Source organism: Candidatus Thermoplasmatota archaeon, assembly GCA_035540375.1.
Classification (GTDB): domain Archaea; phylum Thermoplasmatota; class SW-10-69-26; order JACQPN01; family JAJPHT01; genus DATLGO01.
This window is the reverse complement of record DATLGO010000107.1, coordinates 32,679-51,135: the sequence shown is the minus strand read 5'-3', so window position 1 is coordinate 51,135 and position 18,457 is coordinate 32,679. Positions and strand designations below refer to the sequence as shown.

Annotated in this window: 21 protein-coding genes; 14 read left to right on the top strand and 7 right to left on the bottom strand. The window is 70.4% G+C overall.

Going from position 1 to position 18,457, the window contains the following annotated elements:
* Nucleotides 1–153 precede the first annotated feature (153 nt).
* From VM889_14440 to VM889_14430, 3 genes are all read left to right on the top strand, one after another.
* Nucleotides 154–702, top strand: coding sequence for a tRNA (cytidine(56)-2'-O)-methyltransferase (locus tag VM889_14440; protein ID HVL49752.1), 549 nt, complete (start codon nt 154–156; stop codon nt 700–702).
* Nucleotides 703–833: 131 nt separating this feature from the next.
* Nucleotides 834–1,370 (top strand): transcription factor, encoded by a 537-nt coding sequence (locus VM889_14435; GenBank protein HVL49751.1) that lies wholly within the window; start codon nt 834–836, stop codon nt 1,368–1,370.
* Nucleotides 1,371–1,410: 40 nt separating this feature from the next.
* Complete coding sequence (locus tag VM889_14430) at nt 1,411–1,800, top strand: (deoxy)nucleoside triphosphate pyrophosphohydrolase (GenBank protein HVL49750.1); 390 nt, start codon at nt 1,411–1,413, stop codon at nt 1,798–1,800.
* Here the strand turns inward: VM889_14430 and VM889_14425 are convergent, their stop codons facing one another.
* Genes VM889_14425 through VM889_14400 form a run of 6 tightly spaced genes read right to left on the bottom strand, consistent with a single transcriptional unit; the run spans nt 1,801 to nt 7,945 of the window.
* Nucleotides 1,801–2,484: a glycosyltransferase family 2 protein gene (locus VM889_14425; GenBank protein ID HVL49749.1), complete on the bottom strand. Its 684-nt coding sequence runs from the start codon at nt 2,482–2,484 to the stop codon at nt 1,801–1,803. It lies immediately after the preceding gene.
* Nucleotides 2,485–2,503: 19 nt separating this feature from the next.
* Nucleotides 2,504–3,325: a glycosyltransferase gene (locus tag VM889_14420; protein HVL49748.1), complete on the bottom strand. Its 822-nt coding sequence runs from the start codon at nt 3,323–3,325 to the stop codon at nt 2,504–2,506.
* Between the two features lie 53 nt (nt 3,326–3,378).
* Nucleotides 3,379–4,980: a polysaccharide biosynthesis C-terminal domain-containing protein gene (locus VM889_14415; GenBank protein HVL49747.1), complete on the bottom strand. Its 1,602-nt coding sequence runs from the start codon at nt 4,978–4,980 to the stop codon at nt 3,379–3,381.
* A complete protein-coding gene (locus VM889_14410) occupies nt 4,968–5,996 on the bottom strand; it encodes a glycosyltransferase family 4 protein (GenBank protein HVL49746.1) in 1,029 nt (342 codons plus the stop codon). The genes VM889_14415 and VM889_14410 overlap by 13 nt, the downstream gene beginning before the upstream one ends.
* A complete protein-coding gene (locus VM889_14405; GenBank protein HVL49745.1) occupies nt 5,993–6,826 on the bottom strand; it encodes a glycosyltransferase in 834 nt (277 codons plus the stop codon). The genes VM889_14410 and VM889_14405 overlap by 4 nt, the downstream gene beginning before the upstream one ends.
* 48 nt (nt 6,827–6,874) lie before the next feature.
* On the bottom strand, nt 6,875–7,945 hold the full coding sequence (locus tag VM889_14400; GenBank protein ID HVL49744.1) for a glycosyltransferase family 4 protein: 1,071 nt from the start codon (nt 7,943–7,945) through the stop codon (nt 6,875–6,877).
* 99 nt (nt 7,946–8,044) lie between these two features.
* On the opposite strand from VM889_14400, the gene VM889_14395 reads away from it, so the two are divergent.
* The 5 genes from VM889_14395 to VM889_14375 all read left to right on the top strand — a co-directional run bounded on the left by VM889_14395 (nt 8,045) and on the right by VM889_14375 (nt 12,017).
* Nucleotides 8,045–9,025, top strand: coding sequence for a Gfo/Idh/MocA family oxidoreductase (locus VM889_14395; protein ID HVL49743.1), 981 nt, complete (start codon nt 8,045–8,047; stop codon nt 9,023–9,025).
* A 64-nt stretch (nt 9,026–9,089) separates the two neighbouring features.
* Nucleotides 9,090–9,728, top strand: a complete 639-nt coding sequence (locus VM889_14390) for an acyltransferase (GenBank protein ID HVL49742.1) — start codon at nt 9,090–9,092, stop codon at nt 9,726–9,728.
* Entirely contained in the window at nt 9,725–10,834 is a 1,110-nt protein-coding gene (locus VM889_14385) for a DegT/DnrJ/EryC1/StrS family aminotransferase (protein ID HVL49741.1), read from the top strand. Before VM889_14390 ends, VM889_14385 begins: the two co-directional genes overlap by 4 nt.
* A gap of 70 nt (nt 10,835–10,904) precedes the next feature.
* Nucleotides 10,905–11,180: a hypothetical protein gene (locus VM889_14380; protein ID HVL49740.1), complete on the top strand. Its 276-nt coding sequence runs from the start codon at nt 10,905–10,907 to the stop codon at nt 11,178–11,180.
* A 108-nt stretch (nt 11,181–11,288) separates the two neighbouring features.
* Nucleotides 11,289–12,017, top strand: coding sequence for a hypothetical protein (locus tag VM889_14375; protein HVL49739.1), 729 nt, complete (start codon nt 11,289–11,291; stop codon nt 12,015–12,017).
* A gap of 205 nt (nt 12,018–12,222) precedes the next feature.
* Here VM889_14375 and VM889_14370 read toward each other — a convergent pair whose 3' ends face one another.
* The gene (locus tag VM889_14370; GenBank protein ID HVL49738.1) at nt 12,223–12,843 is read right to left on the bottom strand and encodes a hypothetical protein; all 621 of its coding nucleotides are present in this window, start codon (nt 12,841–12,843) and stop codon (nt 12,223–12,225) included.
* 146 nt (nt 12,844–12,989) lie between these two features.
* On the opposite strand from VM889_14370, the gene pcn reads away from it, so the two are divergent.
* The 6 genes from pcn to VM889_14340 all read left to right on the top strand — a co-directional run bounded on the left by pcn (nt 12,990) and on the right by VM889_14340 (nt 18,457).
* Nucleotides 12,990–13,724 (top strand): proliferating cell nuclear antigen (pcna), encoded by a 735-nt coding sequence (gene pcn, locus VM889_14365; protein ID HVL49737.1) that lies wholly within the window; start codon nt 12,990–12,992, stop codon nt 13,722–13,724.
* A gap of 208 nt (nt 13,725–13,932) precedes the next feature.
* A complete protein-coding gene (locus VM889_14360; GenBank protein HVL49736.1) occupies nt 13,933–14,832 on the top strand; it encodes a hypothetical protein in 900 nt (299 codons plus the stop codon).
* 35 nt (nt 14,833–14,867) lie between these two features.
* The gene (locus VM889_14355) at nt 14,868–15,791 is read left to right on the top strand and encodes a homoserine kinase (protein HVL49735.1); all 924 of its coding nucleotides are present in this window, start codon (nt 14,868–14,870) and stop codon (nt 15,789–15,791) included.
* A complete protein-coding gene (gene thrC, locus VM889_14350) occupies nt 15,778–16,962 on the top strand; it encodes a threonine synthase (protein ID HVL49734.1) in 1,185 nt (394 codons plus the stop codon). Before VM889_14355 ends, thrC begins: the two co-directional genes overlap by 14 nt.
* Complete coding sequence (locus tag VM889_14345) at nt 16,959–17,456, top strand: hypothetical protein (GenBank protein HVL49733.1); 498 nt, start codon at nt 16,959–16,961, stop codon at nt 17,454–17,456. Before thrC ends, VM889_14345 begins: the two co-directional genes overlap by 4 nt.
* Nucleotides 17,453–18,457, top strand: coding sequence for a homoserine dehydrogenase (locus tag VM889_14340; protein HVL49732.1), 1,005 nt, complete (start codon nt 17,453–17,455; stop codon nt 18,455–18,457). The genes VM889_14345 and VM889_14340 overlap by 4 nt, the downstream gene beginning before the upstream one ends.

The window sequence follows — 18,457 nt, the reverse complement described above, 5'->3', positions numbered from 1 at the left end:
ACGCGACCGAGAAGGATCCCCCTCCGCCCCCCGTCGACCCCGGCTTGAGCCCGCTGTTCCTGCTCGTCGGGGCCGTCTTCCTCGCGGGCGTCGTCGGGCTCGGCGTTGCGGTCCTCCGCAAGCGGTAAGAGGCCCTTCGCGCCTGGGGGCCGCGTGGCGGTCACGGTCCTTCGCCTCGGTCACCGGCCAGAGCGCGACAAGCGCATCACGACGCACGTGTGCCTCACGGCGCGCGCGTTCGGGGCGGACCGCGTTCTCATCGCCGAGCGCGACGACAAGCTCGTCGAGAACGTGCGCGGCGTCGCGAAGCGCTTCGGCGGCGATTTCGTCGTCGAGAGCGGCACGGGATGGAAGCGCGTGCTCCAGGACTTCGACGGCGTCAAGGTGCACCTCACGATGTACGGCGTCCCCGTCCGCGAAGGCGCGGGCGCCGTCCGGCCGGGCCGCGATCTCCTCGTCGTCGTCGGGGCCGAGAAGGTGCCGCGCGAGGTCTACGATCTCGTGGACCTGAACGTGTCCGTCGGCAACCAGCCGCACTCCGAGGTCGCAGCCCTCGCCGTCTTCCTCTACGAGGCGCTCGGCCCGGACGTGCTCGCGCGCGAGTTCCCCGGGGCCCCGATGCGCATCCGCCCGAGCGCCCGGGGGAAGATCGTCGAGGGTTCGACCGACGAGGATCCCGATGCGATGCCCGACGACCCTTGACAGGTCCCTGTCGTTTCCGGCCGCGCGCGTCCGCCCGCGTCCCTTCCGGGTCCTTCCCGTGGGGAGTTCTTCCCGAGGGGGTCCATCGGGACTCTCCGAACCCTTATCATTGACGGGAGACGAAAGAAGGTGTGGAGTTGCCCACCCCCATGCGTCTTCTCGATGATCCCCGGCTGAAGGCCTACATCGAAGAAGCCGTCGGCGACGAGGGCATGCGCATCGCGGAGCTCCTCCTCTCGAGGGAGGAAGCGACCGACACGCAGATCGCGGAGGAGCTGGGCGAGAAGCCGAGCCACGTCCGCAAGGTCCTCTACAACCTCTACGAGGCGCGCGTCGCGGACTACCATAAGGAGAAGGACAAGGAGACCGGATGGCTCACCTTCTATTGGTACCTCACGCCGGACCACGTGGAGCATGCCCTCGAGATGCGCAGGAAGCGCGAGCTCGACCGCCTCGAAGAGCGCCTCCGCTTCGAGTCGGAGCACGAGTTCTTCGTCTGCCCGACCGGCCACGAACGCTTCGACTTCGCGACCGCGACCGAGACGGATTTCCATTGTCCGGAGCACGGCGAGATGCTCGACGCCTTCGACAACGCGAAGGAGATCGAAGCCATCCACGCCCGCATCGAGGCGCTTCGAGCGGCCTCCGCGCGTCCCGAAGGCGCCTGAGCCGCGAAGCCATTTTAGTGGGACGGGGCCCTCCCCCCGCGTGCAGCCGGACCGTCCGCTCCTCATCGCCGTCGTCATCCTCGAGCGCGACGGCCGCATCCTCCTCGCCCGGCGCCCGGAGGGTTCTCATCTCGCGGGTCTTTGGGAGTTCCCCGGCGGCAAGGTCGAGCATGGCGAGTCCCCCGAGGCCGCCGCGCGGCGCGAGCTTCTCGAAGAGCAAGGCCTCGAAGCCGGCCCGCTCGCGCTCTTCGACGTGACGAGCCACGTCTACAAGGACGGCCGCCACGTCGTGCTCGTGGCCTACCGGGGGGAGCCCTCGCGGCCGGATGCGGACGCGAAGGGCGAGCACCGGTGGGTCGCCCCCTGGGAGATCGCGCATCTCGCGATACCCGACGCGAACTGGACGCTCGTCGCGAAGCTCGCCGGCTGATCAGCTTTCGGGCTCGGCGATGCCGAGCCGCTTCTTCCAGAGGAACGAGAGGTTGCGCCAGCCGTCCTTGAACGACGAGAGCTTGACCTCGCCGACGCGGACGCGATACTCGATCGGAACCTCGGCGGCCCTGACGCCGTCCGCCCGGAAGGCTTCGATCTTGATCTCCTCGCTGAGCGGCATGCCGTCGCTCGTGAGGCGCAGCTTCGGGAGGATCGAGCGACGGAAGGCCCACATCCCGCTCTGCGAATCGTCGATGCGGACGAGGAAGAGCGTCTTCGCGGTGGTCGTGAGGACCCAGTTGCCGATGCGGTGCTTCGCGCTCATCGCCCCCGGGGCGAGGCGCGCGAAGCGGTTCGTCGTGATGAAGTCGAGCCCTTCGCGGTCGAGGCGCGCGACCAGCTCGTGAAGCGTCTCCACCGGATACGTCGTGTCCGCGTCGGCGGTCACGATGACGTCGCCGCGCGCGCGGTCGAAGCCTGTCTTGTAGGCGCGGCCGTAGCCCTTGCGCGGTTCGATGATCACGCGCGCGCCCTTCGCTTCGGCGATGTCGCGCGTGCGATCGCGCGATTCGCCGTCGACGACGATGACCTCCACGTCGTATCCGAGGCGGGCGAGCGCCTCGCGCGGCACCTGGTCGATGACCTTGCCGATGCCCGCCTCCTCGTTGAGGGCGGGGATCACGACGGAGACGAGCTTGCGCTCACGCGGCTCGGCCAGGGTAGCTTCCCTCCTTGAGAAGACCCGCGATGTAGCCGAGGCTCGCGCTCGCGAGGCGCAGGACGCCCCAGAAGTTGAGCTGCTGGCGGAACATCCGCTTGAACGAGTACGACGACCAGAGGTTGCCGTGCTTGAGCGTGAGCTGCTTGCGGCCGTAGCCGTTCCAATAAGCCTGCTTGAAGAACTTCCCGAAGGTGTCGCGCGCGCGGTGATACACGATGGCGTCCTCGACGTAGCCGATGGTCGCGCCCGTGTCCACGGCGCGATAGTTCAGATCGATGTCCTCGGCCGTGTGGAACCAGCCGTCGAAGCCTCCGATCTTTTCGAAGAGGCCCCGCTTGTAGGCGAGATTGCAGGAGGGGAACGTGACGTCGTAGCCGCGGTGGCCCAGCTCGACGCGGTGCAGCGCCTCGAACGCCCAATAGCCGATCTGGATGGTCCGTCCCGCGGCGACGTCCGAGTGGCGCAGCTGGCGGCGGAGCTCGCGGAGCCAGAACGGATTCGCGATGCAGTCGCCGTCGATGAACGCGACGATCGCGCTCCGGGACTCCTTCACGCCGTAGTTTCGGGATTCGGCGCGCGTGCCGGCGCGCTCGAGGAGGCGCACGAAGGGAAATCGCTCGGCGTACTGCCGAACGATCGAGCGCGTCTTGTCCGTGCTCGCGGCGTCGACGACGAGGATTTCGAGCGGGCCTTCCTGGACGACCAGGCTGTCGAGGAGGTCCGAGATGTGCCGCTGCTCGTTGCGCACGGTCACCACGACGCTCACGCTCTCGGGAGCGTCGGAGCCGTGGGCGGCGGACATCGGCGGACCATTCCTGCCTTTTCATTTAAAGGTTGGCGGTTTCTCGGGGAGGCCTACCGCTTCAGCTCCCCTCGGACGTACCGCAGCATCTGCCCCGGATGGGCGAGATTGAGGAAGAAGCGGAACTCCTCGTCGCGGAACTCCTTGAGGACCCAGAGGAGCGCGAGGTAGACCGCGCCGCCGATCATGCCGAAGAAGAGGAGGTGGTACCACCGCTCGAGACCGACGACGCTCTCGGCGAGGAGCCACAGGGCCGCCGCCATGCCGAGGGCGGCGACGAGGTGCTTCAGGATCTCCGGGGGGTGATGGAGGCCCGCGAGACGGGAGGAAGCGTAGAAGTAGAGGATGTACCCGACGAGGCCGGAGAGCGCCGTCGAGATCGCCGCGCCGAGCGCGTAGAGGCCGAAGAGCTGGATGTTGAGGCTCTTGATGTCCGAGGGGATGAGGAGGAGATTGAAGACGATGAGCGTCACGCTCATCGCGATCGCGGCCCGGGCGGCGACGTCGGGACGGTTGATGCCCGTGAGGAGCGCGCTTAACGGGCGGGACATCGCGAAGAGGAGCGAATAGATCGCGAGAACCTGGAGGACGATCGCCTCGTCGAGCCACGCGTTCGAGAGGACGAGGGAGATGATCGGCTTCGCGAAGACGATCACGAAGACGACGGCCGGGAAGACGACCATGCTCGTGTACCGGAGCGCTCGACGGGTCGTGTCGACCGCCCCCTGCTTGTCGCCGGCCGCCGCGAGCGCGCTCACGGTCGGGAAAAGCATGAGGGCGACCGCGACCGGGAGCGTTTCGACGAAGAGCGTGATGCGCCTGAGGCCCGTGAACGTCCCGGTGTTCACGTCCGACCCGAAGAGCGTGAGCGCGACGGCGTCGATCTTCGCGCCGACGACGCCGACGGTCCCGACGATGAAAAGGGGCAGCGCGAACTGCCAGTAGCTCTTGAGGATGTCCCACCTGAAGCGGCCGAAGTCGCGCGCCGTCCTGACATAGCGGAATGCGGCGAAGGCCGAGGCGACGCCCCCGAGCATGTAGGCGATCGCGAGCGATTCGGCGGGATGCCTGACGAGCCATTCGCCGACGAACCCGGGGGCGGACGAGACGAGGCCGGCGAGCGGGCCGTCGCGCGAGACCACGGCGGCGTAAAGCCACGCGAAAAGGATCGTGAACGCGATCCGCGTCATCGACTCGGTGAACGTGACGAGCTGGCTTCTCGCCGCCTCGAGCCGGGCGTCGAAGTTCGCCTGGGGAATGCCCGCGAAGCTCTTCGCCGCGAGATAGGCGCCGACGAAGATGAGGACGACCGGCGAGTAGTCCTGGAACTGGGCGGGATTGATGAACGTCGCGTAGACCACGATCAGGGTCGTGACGAGGGCGAAGGCCGCCGTGGCCACCAGCTTGAACACGGTGAACGTGGCGAGGCAGTCCCCGGGATCCGCGCCCTCCGAGACGCGCTTCGTGTGCGCCATCGGGAAACCGAGGTCCGTGACGAAGAACAGGATGCCGAGGGCGGCGAGGGCGCCGTCCACCTGGCCGATGACCCCCTTGCCGAGGTAGACGGCGACGTAGTGGATGGCGACGAATCCGAAGAGCGCTCCGACGATGGAATTGCCGAAGATGAGGACCGACTTGCGGCCTAGGGTCGCGATCCGCGCACCTCCTCGTAGACGGCCTCGACGTCGCGCGCGATGCTCGACCAGGCGTATCGGTCGACGGCCAGCGCGCGCGCCGCTTCGCCGAGGCGCTCCCGCCGCTTCGCATCCGCGGCAAGCGCGAGAAGCGCGTCGCGGAGGGCGGCGGCGCGCGCGTCGTCGTCGCCTTCCGTCGGCACGAGGAGCCCCGTTTCGCCGTGCTTCACGAGCGAGGAGAGGATGTCGCTCGCGACGACGGGAAGGCCGCAGCTCATCGCCTCGACGACCGCCATGCCGAAGGATTCGCTGACGCTCGGATGCGCGAGCGCGACGCCCGATCGAAAATGGTCGATGAGCTCGGCCTCGTCCATCGGCCCGAGAAGCCGCGTATGCCCGCCCTCGGCCTCGATCTCGTTCGCGTAGGCGGGGTCGCGGATCGGGCCCGCGACGGCGAGCGAGAGCCCCGTACCCTTGAGGGCGCGCGCCGCGAGATGCCATCGCTTGTGGCGCGCCACCTCGCCGACGCCCACGACGAGGCCTTCGACCCGCTTCGAGGCGTCCGGCGCGTAGCGCTCGACGTCGACGCCGTTGGGTATCACCGCGGCGCGCACCCCGAGGCGCTCGCCCGCGAGCGCGCCCACCTCCGGCGAAACGGCGATCGCGCGCGCCGCGTTGCGGACGGCGCGGCGCTCGAGCGCGAAGCCGACCCGCTCGCGCCACCCCTCGACCGTCGTCCAGTGGCGGCTGTGCGTCGTGAAGACGAACCGCTTCGGACCGAGGAGCGAGAAGACGAGCGCGACGCCCGGCGTGTGCACGTGGACGACGTCGGGCGCGAGCCCCGCGACAGCGCGGCGCGCCTTCAGCGCGAAACGGTATTCGGCGTCGCCCGATTCGCCAAGGGCCTCGTTCACGACGTGGACCTCGTGGCCGCGCGCCCGGAGCGCCTCGGCGAGGTTCGCGATGTGCTTCTCGACCGCGCCGTACCCGGGGGGCGGGATGGGGATCCGGCCCGCGCCGACGAGGGCGACCTTCACGGCTTCACCTTCCTCAGGCGCCGCCACTTCAGCCAACCCGCGACGAGGGCGACGGGCTTCACGACGACGTTCGCCCACTCGTACGGATGGCGGAAGCGCGCCGCGGTCGCGGCCGCGCCCCCCGCCTTCGCGCCGAGGACGCCGTTCTTCAGGTAGGCGACCGTCGCCCCGACCGAATAGCGGTACTTGCGACGCAGGATCCTGCGGAAGGAGGAGAGGTGGCTCTGGTCGTGCCAGACCCACGCTTCCGGCACGTACGCGCCGCGGAAGCCCGCGGCGACGGCGCGGAGGTTCACGTCGTAGTCCTCGCCGCCCCACACGAGTCGGTCGTCGAAGTTGCCGATCGCGTCGAACACCGCGCGACGCCACGCGGAGTTGCCCATCGGCGTCATCGTGGGGTCTTTCGCGACGACGTTCGGGTAGAACCACGCGTCGAAGTCGTTCACGTAGCGCTCCGATCGCGTGCGGGGCTCGCGGAGGGGGCGCGTCGGCCCGCCCGTGAAATCCGCCGCGCCCGCCTCGATCGGGGCGACGAGGGCTTCGAGCCATCCGGGCGGCGCGACCTCATCCGAGTCGAGGAAAGCGATCACGTCGCCCGTGGACATCGGGAGCGCGAGGTTGCGCGTCTCCGCGACCGACCCGGGGCACGTCTCGATGCGGACGCGGTCGTCCCGCGCTGCGGCTTCGAGGAGCGGCTTGAGGTGGTCGGGCCGGGAGCCGCCGTCCGCGACGAGGATCTCGTCCGGGGGGCGGGATTGCGCGCGGAGGGAGTCGAGCGTCGCCGCCACCCGCGGATCGTTGAGGAGGGTGACGAGGACGGTGACGCGCATGGTCGCCCGGGGAACGGGGGGCCGACTCTTAAGTCTCTATCTTTCGCCTCAGGAGGAGAGGACCTCGTCGTAGAGCGCGTCGATGCGCGCGACGACCGCGTCCCACGCGTAATGCCTCTCCGCGAGGTCCCGGGCGGCTTCGCCCACCTCGGGGCGGTCCCACGCCCGGTCCGCGGCGCGGGCGAGGTCGTCCGCGTCGTCGGGGGAGAAAAGGAACCCCGTCTGCCCATCCGTGAGGATGTCGGAGGCTCCGGTCCCCCGGGCGGCCACCACGGCGCACCCTGCAGCCATCGCCTCGAGGACCGCGATCGCGAACGTCTCGCGGCTCGAGGGAAGGACGTACGCGCGCGCCGCCGCGAAGGCGTCCATCACGTCCGCGCGCGGCACCTCGCCCAGGAGAAGCACGTTGTCGGGCGGCGCGCGGCCCGTGAGCGCGTGGAGGTTCGCGGGGGTCACGCCGCGACCCATCATCACGAACCGGCGGTCGGGGTACCGGTCCGCGAGGTCGAGGAAGAGGTTCGGGCGCTTGTATCTCAGGAGCGCCGCGGCCCAGAGATAGAACGGCTCGTCGAGGCCGTGCTTGGCCCGGAAGCGCGCGCCATCCGCGGCGGCGAAGGCGGCGACGTCGGCGCCGTTCGGGATCCACGTCGCCTCGATGCCGCGCGCGCGGAGGAGCGGCACGTGCCACTTCGCGACGGCGATCACGCGGTCGGCGTCCTTGAGCGATTCGAGGACGCTCTCGTTCACCGCGCGCCATCGAGGCCAGTCGGCCTCCGAGAAGTCCTCCTCGAAGAAGATCTGATGGAGCGTCGCGACGGTCTTCGCCCGCGGCGCCGACTTCCTGAGGTGGGCGCGGATCCAGAACGGGAAGGCGTGGAGGTGCACGAGGTCGAAGGCGCGCGCCTTCCGCGAGAGCGCGAGCGCGAAGGGATCGGGAGCGGCCCGACGGGCGGCCTCGAAGCGCCACGACAGGCCGGACCACACGGGATGGTAGACGGACCAGGGCGGAAGCCGGAAGGCCTCGTGCTCGTGGGCGAGGCGGCGGTCGAGCTGCCGCACGTGCTGGCTCACGCCCCCGAATTCGCCGAACATCGGCCCGAGGAGGACCCGCCCCGCCATCGGGCGTCGCAGGCGCGCGAACCGCATTCAATCTTCCCTTCATCGCGGTCCGGGGGCGATCCCGAAACGCTCATCCCCGGGGGGCCTTCTCCCCGGGGCGTGAAGCTCGCCGTCGTCGGCACCGGCGTCATGGGTCGCAACCACGCGCGCGCCGCGCGGGAGCTGGGCTTCCTCGCGGGCGTCTTCGACATGGACGCGAAGGCCGCGCGCGAGGTCGCGAGCGCGCACGGCGCGAAGGCGTACGATTCCCTCGACGCGCTCGCGAGCGACCGCGCCATCGACGCCGTCGTGGTCGCGACGCCCACGTCCACGCATCACGCGACGGCGTCGCGCCTCCTCGAAGCGGGGAAGCACGTTCTCGTGGAGAAGCCGATCGCGGGCTCGCTCGAGGAGGGCCGCGACCTCGTGGCGCGCGCGAAGAAGGCGGGCCGGACCCTGGCCGTGGGCCACATCGAGCGGCACAATCCCGTCGTGGCCTTCGCGCGCGAAGCGCTCGCGAAAGGCGAGTTCGGCGAGCTCATCACGCTCTCCGCGCGGCGCGTCTCGAACCTGCCGGGCCGCATCCGCGACGTGGGCTGCATCATGGACATCGGCATCCACGACATCGACGTGCTGCGCCACGTCGCCGGGTCCGAGATCCGGCGCGTCTACGCGCGCGCCGGCACGTTCACCCCGAATCTCGCCTTCGAGGACCACGCGAGCGTGCTCCTCGAGTTCGCCTCGGGCGTCACGGGCGTCGTCGAGGTGAACTGGCTCACCCCGATGAAGGTGCGGCAGTTCAGCCTCACGGCCTCGAAGGCCTACGTGGAGGCGGACTACATCGAGCAGCGGGCCGTCATCTCGTCCTCGACGTATGGCGCGCTCGACCCGGCGAACCTCTTCCAGGTGCCGCTCGAGCTGCACCAGCGCGTCGTCGCCCTCAAGAAGCAGGAGCCGCTCAAGCTCGAGCTTTCCGACTTCGCGCGGGCCTGCGCCTCCGGCGGGCGCCCGCTCGTCGCGGGCGAGGACGGCGTCGCGGCCCTCGCGGTCGCGCAGGCCGCCGTCGCGAGCGCGTCAAAGGGCGCGCCCGTCGCGCCCTGAAGCCGTCCTCCCCGGGAGAAGAGGAAAGGCTGATAACCGACCGCCGGCTTGGTCAGCCCCGACCATGAAGCACCCGACCGCCGTCGTCTGGGGCAAGTCCGTGATCGGCGAGGGGACCGTCCTCGGTCCGAACGTCATCGTCGGCCACCCCGGGAAGGACGAGGCGGAGGTGCTCCGCACGGGCGCCTACGACACGCTTGCGGGCGCGAGGATCGGCGCGGGCTGCACGCTCCGCGCGAACGGCATCGTCTACAGCCGCGCCACGCTCGGCGACCGCGTGACGACGGGCCACGCCTTCCTCGTCCGCGAAGACACGACGGTCGGCGACGGCACGCTCGTCGGCACGAACGTCGTCATCGACAACGCGGTCACGATCGGCCGAAAGTGCTCCATCCAGACGGGCGTCTACATCCCGACCTTCACGAAGATCGGCGACGGCGTCTTCCTGGGCCCGCGCGCGTGCATCACGAACGACAAGAAGATGGGCCGCGGCGACTGGAAGCTCGAAGGCGTCGTGATCGAGGACTTCGCGCGCATCGGCGCGAACGCCACGATCCTGCCCGGCGTGCGCATCGGCCGCGACGCGGTCGTCGGCGCGGGCGCCGTCGTCACGAAGGACGTCCCGGCCGGCGCGGTCGTCGTGGGGTCGCCGGCCCGCGTCACGGGCGAAGTCGCGGCGAACATGCGGAGGACGAGCCTGTGACCGACGTTCCCATCCGCGTCCCGATCGCGAAGCCCCTCGTGGGCGAGGAGGAGGCGACGGCCGTCCTCGAAGTGCTGAGAAGCGGCCAGATCGCGGAAGGCCCGCGCACGCGCGCCTTCGAAGCCGAGTTCGCGCGCATGACGGGCGCAAAGCAAGCGCTCGCCGTCGCGAACGGATCCGTCGCGCTGCACCTCGCGCTCCTCGGCGCCGGCGTCGGGCCCGGCGACGAGGTCATCGTTCCAGCCTTCACGTTCATCGCCACCGCGAACATGGTGCTCGCCTGCGGCGCGAAGCCCGTGCTCGTCGACGTCGATCCCGTCACCTACAACATGGACACGGAGATGGCGCTCGCCGCGATCACCGCACGCACGAAGGCCATCATGCCGGTGCATCTCTTCGGCCTCCCCGCCTACGTCGCGGCGCTCGCGCCCGCGAGGGAGCGCGGCATCGTCATCGTGGGCGACGCCGCGCAGGCGCACGGCGCCGCCGCGAACGGCCGCCCCGTCGGCTCGCTCGCGGATGTCGAGGGCTTCTCGCTCTATCCGACAAAGAACATGACGAGCGCGGAAGGCGGCATGGTCACGACGAATGATGACGCGATGGCCGAACTCATGCGCTCGATCCGCAACCACGGCCGCGGTCTCGCGACGCTCGGCACGTACGACCACGTGCGGATGGGCTACAATTACCGACTCACGGACGTGCACAGCGCGATCGGCCTCGAGCAGCTCAAGAAGCTCGAGACGTTCAACGAGAAGCGGCGCGCGAACGCCGCCCTCCTGACGAAGCGCCTCGACGGCATCCGCGGCATCACGACGCCGGTCGAGCCCGCCGGGATGCGGCACGTCTGGCACCAGTACACGATCCGCGTCGCGGGCGGGAAGCGCGACGCGCTCCAGAAGCACCTGCGCGCGGCGGGCATCGGGTCCGGTATCTATTATCCGAAACCGCTCCACGCGTACCCGCACCTTGCGCCCTACGGGCACTCGGACCTCCACCACGCGGAAGCGCTTGCGAAGGAAGTCCTCGCGCTCCCCGTGCATCCGGCGCTCACGACGGCGGATGTCGAGGCGGTCGCTGAGGCCATCCGGGCCTTCGCCGGTTGAGGGTTGTTTCACCCCGTCCTCGATGAACCGGCCAGATGCTTCATCATGCGTTTCCGGGCTTTCCGGAACCATGGTCGGCAACCGGAAGGTGACGAACATGGAGGAGCGCGAATGGTACGAACGGCTCACCTACGGCGAGCCCACGTACAAGCCCTACGACGAGGATCGCCGCCGCGCGAAGGAAGCGCGCGCCGCGCGCCAGCGCGCCCCTCCCCTCGCCCGCCGATCGGGACCCGACACGGGCGGCGACGTGATGCCCGGCATCTCGACGCCCATACGGGCCGGCACAGACCACGAGGATTGGAAGCCGAAACCGGGAAAGGAGCGCTACCCTGACCGATGGTGAACGCCCAAACCGGGCGGGGTCGCTGGCGACCGGCGGAAGGAAGGCCCGGGGGGACAACGGGGCGGCTTTGGCAAAATATTCAGTCCCGCGCTTCGCACATGTTGGACCATGGAAACAGAGCGCGGGCCGAAGAACCCCAGCATCCGCGACATCGTGGAAGGCCTTCTCATCTTTGATGAGCCCATGCTCAATTCCCGATATCACGGGATTCTCTATCATGATCCGGTGCCGGAGCGGCGCGACGCGCTCGCGGCCCTCCCGGGCCTGGTTGTGCGGTCGCACCGTCTCGCGCGGCGCGCCGCCGAGGATTGGGCGCGCACCCGAGGGAACCGCGCGCTCGATGAGCGGTTCCTGCGCGAGGGCGAGCGTTTCATCCTCGAATCATTCCTCGACCTCGCCGAGAACCAGTTGCGACTCATTGCGTTCATGGCGCGCTCGGCGCCGACGCTCGAGACGCGCGAGCCGTTCGATGAGATGGCGGACCTCCATCGCGAGATCTGCGACCAGTTGCGCGAAACCCTCCGCGGCCTCACCACGGAGGCGCACGCGCAGAAATCCTCGGCCCGCAGCGTCCAGGAGGAGGACAAGGCGGGCCATCTCAGGGGCCAGGTCGAACAGGCAATCCGCTCGCGCTGGGCGAGCGGGCGCGGCATCCGGCGCGTCGTGCTGAGCGACGTGGGCGAGCGCCACCTGCGAGACCAGGGATGCTTCGCGGAAGACGACACGAAGATTCTCGGGGTGCCCGTTGCGATCGACATGAGCTGGGAAACGCCCGTGTTCGCGATCGAGGGATACGATATTGTGCCGCTTGAGGAATTGCGCGTGCACGATCGTTGACACCCGGCCGTCGATGCGGCCGGGCTCGGTGGCTCGCCGACTCCTTCGATCGCGCTGCAGATCGCGCGCTCAAGCATCCTCGATGTTGCTCGATCGGGCCCGGAATTTTGCGACGCGAACCTACCGCCGCCATCGTTGACACAAGAGTTCGTCCTGGGCACGGCCGGCACGTCGACGGGCATCCGGGTTTCGGGCGCCGATCCGATCAGCATCCCCGCAAGGTCACGTCGAGCGCCATCCCGTCGCCGTGCTCGCGCGCCTCGCCCGCCGCGACGTCGAGCCGCCGCGCGAATCGGGGGCTCGCGACGACGAGCGTGCGGTCGCCCGCCCGCGGCGCGCCATCCGTCTCGTCGACGAACCGGCCGAGGCGCGCCGCGTCCGCGCGCTGCGCGACCGCGACCGTGAACGCTCGGTGTCCTCGTTCACGAGCGCGCGCGAGGGCGCTTGCCGCGTCGAGGCCCGCGACGGGCGCGAGCGGTTCAAGCCCCGCGGCGTGGGCGGCGCGCGTCCACGCTCCGTCGAGCGCGCCGCCGACAGCGAGCGCTTCCGCGCCCGACGCGCGCGCGGCGAGCGCGACCACGGGCGCGAACGCGGGGGGTTCGCGAGACTTTGCCTGCACGCCGCCGTCGAACCGCGTCTGCGCGAAGCGCGCGCCCGTGAGCGCCATCTGCGCGTCGAGAAGGAAGTCGGGCGCGCCGCGCGCGGGGTCGCGCCGCGAGGCCGCGTCGACGACGTTCACGAGCGTCACGTCGTGGCCGGCGTCGAGGAGCGCGTCGAGCGCGAGGACGCTTCCGAGACCTCCCGCCCAGGCGAGCGCGACGCGCATGGCCGGGGACGGCCGCCGCGACGCTTCAAGGTGCCCGATCTCCATCGGAAACAAGGGTCCGTTTCGGCAAGTGTTCGAGGGGTTTTTCGGGGGCTGGCTGATCGCTTGGGAGAAGCTTTTAAAACGTGCCCCCCGTTCAAGCGTCCATGCTCCACGCGCGCGTGAAGGCCGACGTTCTGAAGAACGTCATCGACGCCACCTCGACCCTGGTGGACGAGGCCAAGTTCCACATCAGCGCCGACGGGATCTCCCTGAAGGCCGTGGACCCCGCGCACGTGGCGATGGTCGAGCTCACCATCCGCAAGTCGGCCTTCGAGAAGTTCGAGGCCGACAAGATGGAGATCGGCATCGACATGGACAAGTTCAAGGAGGTGCTGAAGCTCGCCGCCTCGGACGACATCGTCGACGTCACGTACGACGCGGACAACCACCGCCTCGTTCTCAAGATCGGCAACCTCGTGCGGCGCATGTCGCTCGTCGACACCTCGGGCATGACGGACCCGAAGGTCCCGAAGCTCGATCTTCCCTGCCAGGTCACGGTCGCCGCCTCCGAGCTCGAGCGCGGCATCCGCGCCTCGGAGGCCGTTTCGGACCACGTGGCGCTCATCGCGGACAAGGACCATTTCGAGCTTCTCGCGGAGGGCGACACCGACACGGTGAACCTCAAGCTCGACAAGGCCACGCTCCCGGAGCTCAAGACGAACGAGCGCGTGAAGTCGCTCTTCTCGCTCGACTACTTCTCCAACATGGTCAAGGCCGCGAAGGGGTCCGAGGGCGTGCACCTCAACCTCGGGTCGGACTACCCCGTGCGGATGGAGTTCGACATCGCGGGCGGCAACGGGCACGTCACGTACCTGCTCGCGCCGCGCATCGAGAGCTGAGACGGCCTTCCCCTTCTGTATCCCCCCGCGCGGACGCGCTCCATGGCTGGGCGGCCACGCCGGCGCCGTGCCAACCTGATGAGGAGACGTGCCCGTTCGGCGACGTGCGGCTTCCGGGCTGACCCGTACCCACGCGGGTCCGCCGCCGAACGCTGCGCGGCAAGACCAAGACCCCGCCCTTCGTCCTGAGGCCGGGAGGCCTTCCGCCATGCTCCGCTCCACCGCGCTCGCCCTCTGTCTTGTCGCTGCCCTCGCCGCGCCTGCGTTCGCGATCCACGACCCTGATCTCCCGACGCTCGCGAGCGGCGAATTCGCGGGCCCGGGCTGGGTCGCGATCCGCCTGTCGACGCCGGGCACCGAGGTCGTCGGAGAGGCTTCCGTGTGGGGCAAGGGGGGGCCCGTGGGCGCCGCTTCCTTCGGCTACGCGGGCAATGGCTCCTGGCAGTCCACCAACACGTATGCGGGCTTCCCCGGCCAGCATGGCGTCGCCGTCGACGCGGGATTCGGCGCCGTCCGGCACGACGCGCTAAACCGCGGCGATTTCCATTGGCAAGGCGTCGGCGTGGGAAGCGGATTCAACGACCCCCGGTCCCCCGTCACGATCGTCGGCGAGCGCGTCCTCCTCCTCTTCGCCGCGGGCGACATCGAGCGCTTCGCCTGGCGCCTCCAGGGCGGCGAGGGCGTCGAGATCCTCGGCATCACGAGCGGCGTCGAAGCGTACCTCCTCACCTCCTCGGAGTTCCGCTCGGCGGCGAGCGCGCACGCGTACGAGGACGGGTGGGGCGTGCGCGCCAACGTGGCCTCGATGCGCGACCTCTCGATCGAGCGCGCGCTCGTCGGCATCTACGCGCCGGTCCTTGCGTCGGCGAATGCCTTCGCCGTCACGGGCCCTCAGGGCGTGGAGCCGTGCACGGATGTTTTCATCGCGCTCCAGCCCATCTGCCATTGGGGGGAAACGACGGGTCCCGACGCGCGAGGGCCCGGCGACTACACGTTCCACGCGACGGGCGCGGGCGGCGGCATCTCGGGGCTTGCGGAGTTCTACCTGCTCGCGGCGGATGTGGAGCTTCCCTTGGCCCCCGAGGCGCCGCCCGTTCCGACATCTTGAAGCCCGACCCCGACCAGTCGTGACCCGCTCTCCTCATGGAAGCGACCGGGCACGCTCCCGGGACCGTCGGCAACTTCGGGCCCGGCTTCGACGTCATGAGCCTCGCGCTCGCGATCCGCGGCGACAGCGTGCGCCTCGCCGAGGCGGCCGAGGACCGCGTGACCGTGTCCGGGATCGGCGCGGCGGACATCCCCGCGGACTGGCGCCGCAACTGCGCGGCCGTCGCGGTCGAGCACCTGCGCCGGCGCTTCGGCGTGAAGGACGCGCTCCACGTGCATGTCGAGAAGGGCGTGCCGCCCGGGTCGGGCCTCGGCTCCTCGGCGTCCTCCTCCGCCGCGGCCGCGAAGGCCTTTCTCGCTGCGTACGGCAAGCGCCACGCGATCGGCGCCGCCGACCTCCTCGCCGCAGCCGCCGCGGGCGAGGCCGCCGTCTCCGGGTCGCACCGCGACGACGTCTCGGCGGCGCTCTTCGGCGGGCTCGCGCTCGTCTGCCCCGGCCGCGACGACGTCGTGCGCGTCGAGCCGCCCCAGACGCTTTACCTCGCGGTCGTCCGGCCGCATGTCAAGCTCGAAACGCGCCGCATGCGCGCCGTCGTGCCGCGCAGCGTCCCGATGGAGGCCGTCGTCGCGAACATGGCGCGCGTCGCGCGCGTCGTGGACGCGTGCCACCGCGGCGACGTCGTCGCGCTCGGCGCGGCGATGGACGACGCGCTCGCGGCGCCGCACCGCGCGGCGTTCATTCCCCGGCACGCCGAGGCGCGCGCCGCCGCGCTCGCGTCGGGCGCGCACGGGTTCGCCATCTCGGGGTCGGGCCCCTCCATGTTCGCCGTCTGCGACTTCAAGACGCAGGCTGAATCGGTCGCGAGGGCGCTCGCGGACGTGTACCGCGAAGCGGGCGTCCCGGCCGACGCCTTCGCGGCGCCGCCCGCGCGGGAGGTGCTCCCCGTTGCCGCCCCATGACCTCGCGCTCCACTGCCTGCAATGCGCCCGCGTCCACGCCGTCACGCTCACGCGCTACGTCTGCGACTGCGGCGGCCTCCTGGAGGCGCGCGGCGCGTGGTGGATCGAGCCGTCGCTCCTTTCCGGCCGCGGCGTGTGGCGCTACTCGTCCATGCTGCCGTTCCCGGACGCCGCGCCCTGGGTCACGCTGAACGAGGGCGCCACGCCGCTCGTGCCGCTATCGAAGGAAGGCGGAAACAAGGTCGCCGTCAAGCTCGAGGGCGCGAACCCGACGGGGTCGTTCAAGGACCGCGGAATGACGCTCGGCCTGACGTGGGCGAAGGCGTTGGGCGCGAAGGCCGTCGTGTGCGCGAGCACCGGCAACACGAGCGCCTCCGCGGCCGCCTACGCCGCGCGCGCCGGGCTGAACTGCATCGTGCTCCTCCCCGAAGGCAAGGTCGCGCAAGGCAAGGTGGCGCAGGCGGTCGCGCACGGCGCGCGCCTCGTGACGGTGCGCGGAAGCTTCGACGACGCGATGGGCATGGTATCCGCCCTCGCGGCGAAGGGCGACGTGTACCTCGTCAACTCGCTCAATCCGCTCCGGCTCGAGGGCCAGAAGACGCTCGCCTTCGAGGTCGTGGAGGCAATGGGCTGGAACGTGCCCGACGTCATGGTGTTCCCCGTCGGCAATGCGGGGAACGTGAGCGCCGCCTGGAAGGCGCTCAAGGAGCTGAAGGCGCTCCACATGATCGACCGCCTCCCGCGCCTCGTCGGCGTGCAGGCCGAGGGCGCCGCCCCGATCGCGCGGGCGATCGCCGCGGGCGCTTCCGAGGTCACGGCCGTCGCGAAGCCCGAGACCGTCGCGACCGCGATCCGCATCGGCGATCCCGTGAACGCGACGAAGGCGATGGCCGCCTTCCGCGAATCGAAGGGAGCGGTGCTCACGGTGACCGACGACGAGATCCTCGCGGCGCAGCGCGACCTCGCGGCGCGCGAAGGCCTTTTCGTCGAGCCCTCCTCCGCGGCGCCGCTTGCCGGTTGGCGGAAGCTCGCGGCCCAGGGCGCGATCGCCGCGGACGAATCGGTCGTTCTCGTCGCGACGGGACACGGCCTCAAGGACGCGGCGGCTTGGAAGCCCGAACCCCGCGTGATCGATCCCACGCTCGAAGCCCTGGAGGCGATCCTCCGATGAAGGTCGAATACCTCGTGGAGCTGCGCGACCAGCCGGGCCAGCTCGGCCTCGTGCTCGGCATCGTCGCGCGCTTCGGGGCCAACATCCTGAGCATCGTGCACGAGCGGGAGCGCGCCCGCGGCGACCTCGTGCCCGTGCGCCTCGCGCTCGACGTCGAGGAGCCGGCGGTGGAGCCGCTCACCGCGGCGCTCTCCGCGGAGGTCCGGGTCACGACGGTGTCGGGCCGCGCCGCGGGCACGTCGCACGCCCTTCTGCTCGTCGGTCATGTATTCCGCGCGCAGCTCGGCGACTTCACGGACGCGCTCTTCACGGCCGGCGCGGACGTGCGGCATGTGCGCGCCGAGATCGAGCACAAGGACAAGCCCTCCGCCGTATTGATCGAATTCCAATCGCCTTCCGCGCGCGTGCTCGCCGACGCCCGTGAACGCGTCGAAGCCCTTGCGCGGGCGCGCGGACTCGTGGTCGTTCCGGCGATCGAGGAGGCGGCGCGATGAAGCGCGTGCGCATCGCGCTTTTCGGCTACGGCGCGGTGGCGAAGGCGTTCCACCAGATCCTCGCGTCCGACCGGGATCGCCTGCGATCGATCCACGGCATCGACCCCTCCGTCGTCGCCATCGTGCGGTCCTCCGGCGCTTGGATCGATCCCGCGGGCCTCGCGCCCGGCGCGGACGTCCTCGCGCGGCGCAAGCCGGGCGCCGCGGCCGACCTCGCGGCTTCCGTGGCGTGCGACCTCGTGGTCGACCTCACGCCCACGAACCTCGCGACGGGCGGCGTCGGCCTCGAGATCACGCGCCGAGCGCTCGGCCGGGGCATTCCCGTCGTCACCGCGAACAAGGGCCCCCTCGTCGTCGCTTACCGCGAGCTCACGGAGCTTGCCCGCGCGAAGGGCGTTCCCTTCCTCTTCGAGGGCTCGGTCGCGGGGGCCATCCCTACGCTCAACCTGCACGATCGCTGCCTTCCAGGCAATCGCGTGACGCGCGTCGACGGCATTCTCAACGGAACGTCGAACTTCATCCTCACGCGCATGGCGGAGGAGGGTCTCGGCTTCGAGCCCGCGCTCGACGAGGCGCGCGAGCTGGGCTACGCGGAAGCCGATCCGTCGGCGGACGTGGACGGCCACGACGCGGCCGCAAAGGTCGTGATCCTCGCGAACCACGTCCTCGGTCGCAACCTGCACCTCGGGGACGTCGCGACGACCGGCATCCGGTCGGTGTCGGGCGCCGCGATGCGGCTCGCGCGGGAGCGCGGATACGCGATCCGGCTCGTCGCGAGCGTCGGGCTCGACGGCCCCGCCGAGGTCGCGCCGAAGCTCGTCCCCCGCTCGAGCGAGCTGAACGTGAACGGGACCCTGAACGTCGTCCGCTACACGACGGAGCACGCGGGCGCCTTCACGCTCGTGGGGAAGGGCGCGGGCGGGCGCGAGACCGCGACCGCGGTCCTTTCGGACGTCATCCAGGCGACGAGTCCCCGGGGCGCGGCCGGCAAAGCCACATAA

Coding starts and splice junctions, on each gene's coding strand:
- VM889_14420 (HVL49748.1), bottom strand. CDS start 3,325: ATGTCCGCCGCCCACGGCTCCGACGCTCCCGAGAGCGTGAGCGTCGTG.
- VM889_14405 (HVL49745.1), bottom strand. CDS start 6,826: ATGCGCGTCACCGTCCTCGTCACCCTCCTCAACGATCCGCGGGTGGCG.
- VM889_14400 (HVL49744.1), bottom strand. CDS start 7,945: ATGGCGGGGCGGGTCCTCCTCGGGCCGATGTTCGGCGAATTCGGGGGC.
- VM889_14390 (HVL49742.1), top strand. CDS start 9,090: ATGAAGCACCCGACCGCCGTCGTCTGGGGCAAGTCCGTGATCGGCGAG.
- VM889_14380 (HVL49740.1), top strand. CDS start 10,905: ATGGTCGGCAACCGGAAGGTGACGAACATGGAGGAGCGCGAATGGTAC.
- VM889_14375 (HVL49739.1), top strand. CDS start 11,289: ATGGAAACAGAGCGCGGGCCGAAGAACCCCAGCATCCGCGACATCGTG.
- VM889_14370 (HVL49738.1), bottom strand. CDS start 12,843: ATGCGCGTCGCGCTCGCCTGGGCGGGAGGTCTCGGAAGCGTCCTCGCG.
- pcn (HVL49737.1), top strand. CDS start 12,990: ATGCTCCACGCGCGCGTGAAGGCCGACGTTCTGAAGAACGTCATCGAC.
- VM889_14360 (HVL49736.1), top strand. CDS start 13,933: ATGCTCCGCTCCACCGCGCTCGCCCTCTGTCTTGTCGCTGCCCTCGCC.
- VM889_14355 (HVL49735.1), top strand. CDS start 14,868: ATGGAAGCGACCGGGCACGCTCCCGGGACCGTCGGCAACTTCGGGCCC.
- VM889_14345 (HVL49733.1), top strand. CDS start 16,959: ATGAAGGTCGAATACCTCGTGGAGCTGCGCGACCAGCCGGGCCAGCTC.
- VM889_14340 (HVL49732.1), top strand. CDS start 17,453: ATGAAGCGCGTGCGCATCGCGCTTTTCGGCTACGGCGCGGTGGCGAAG.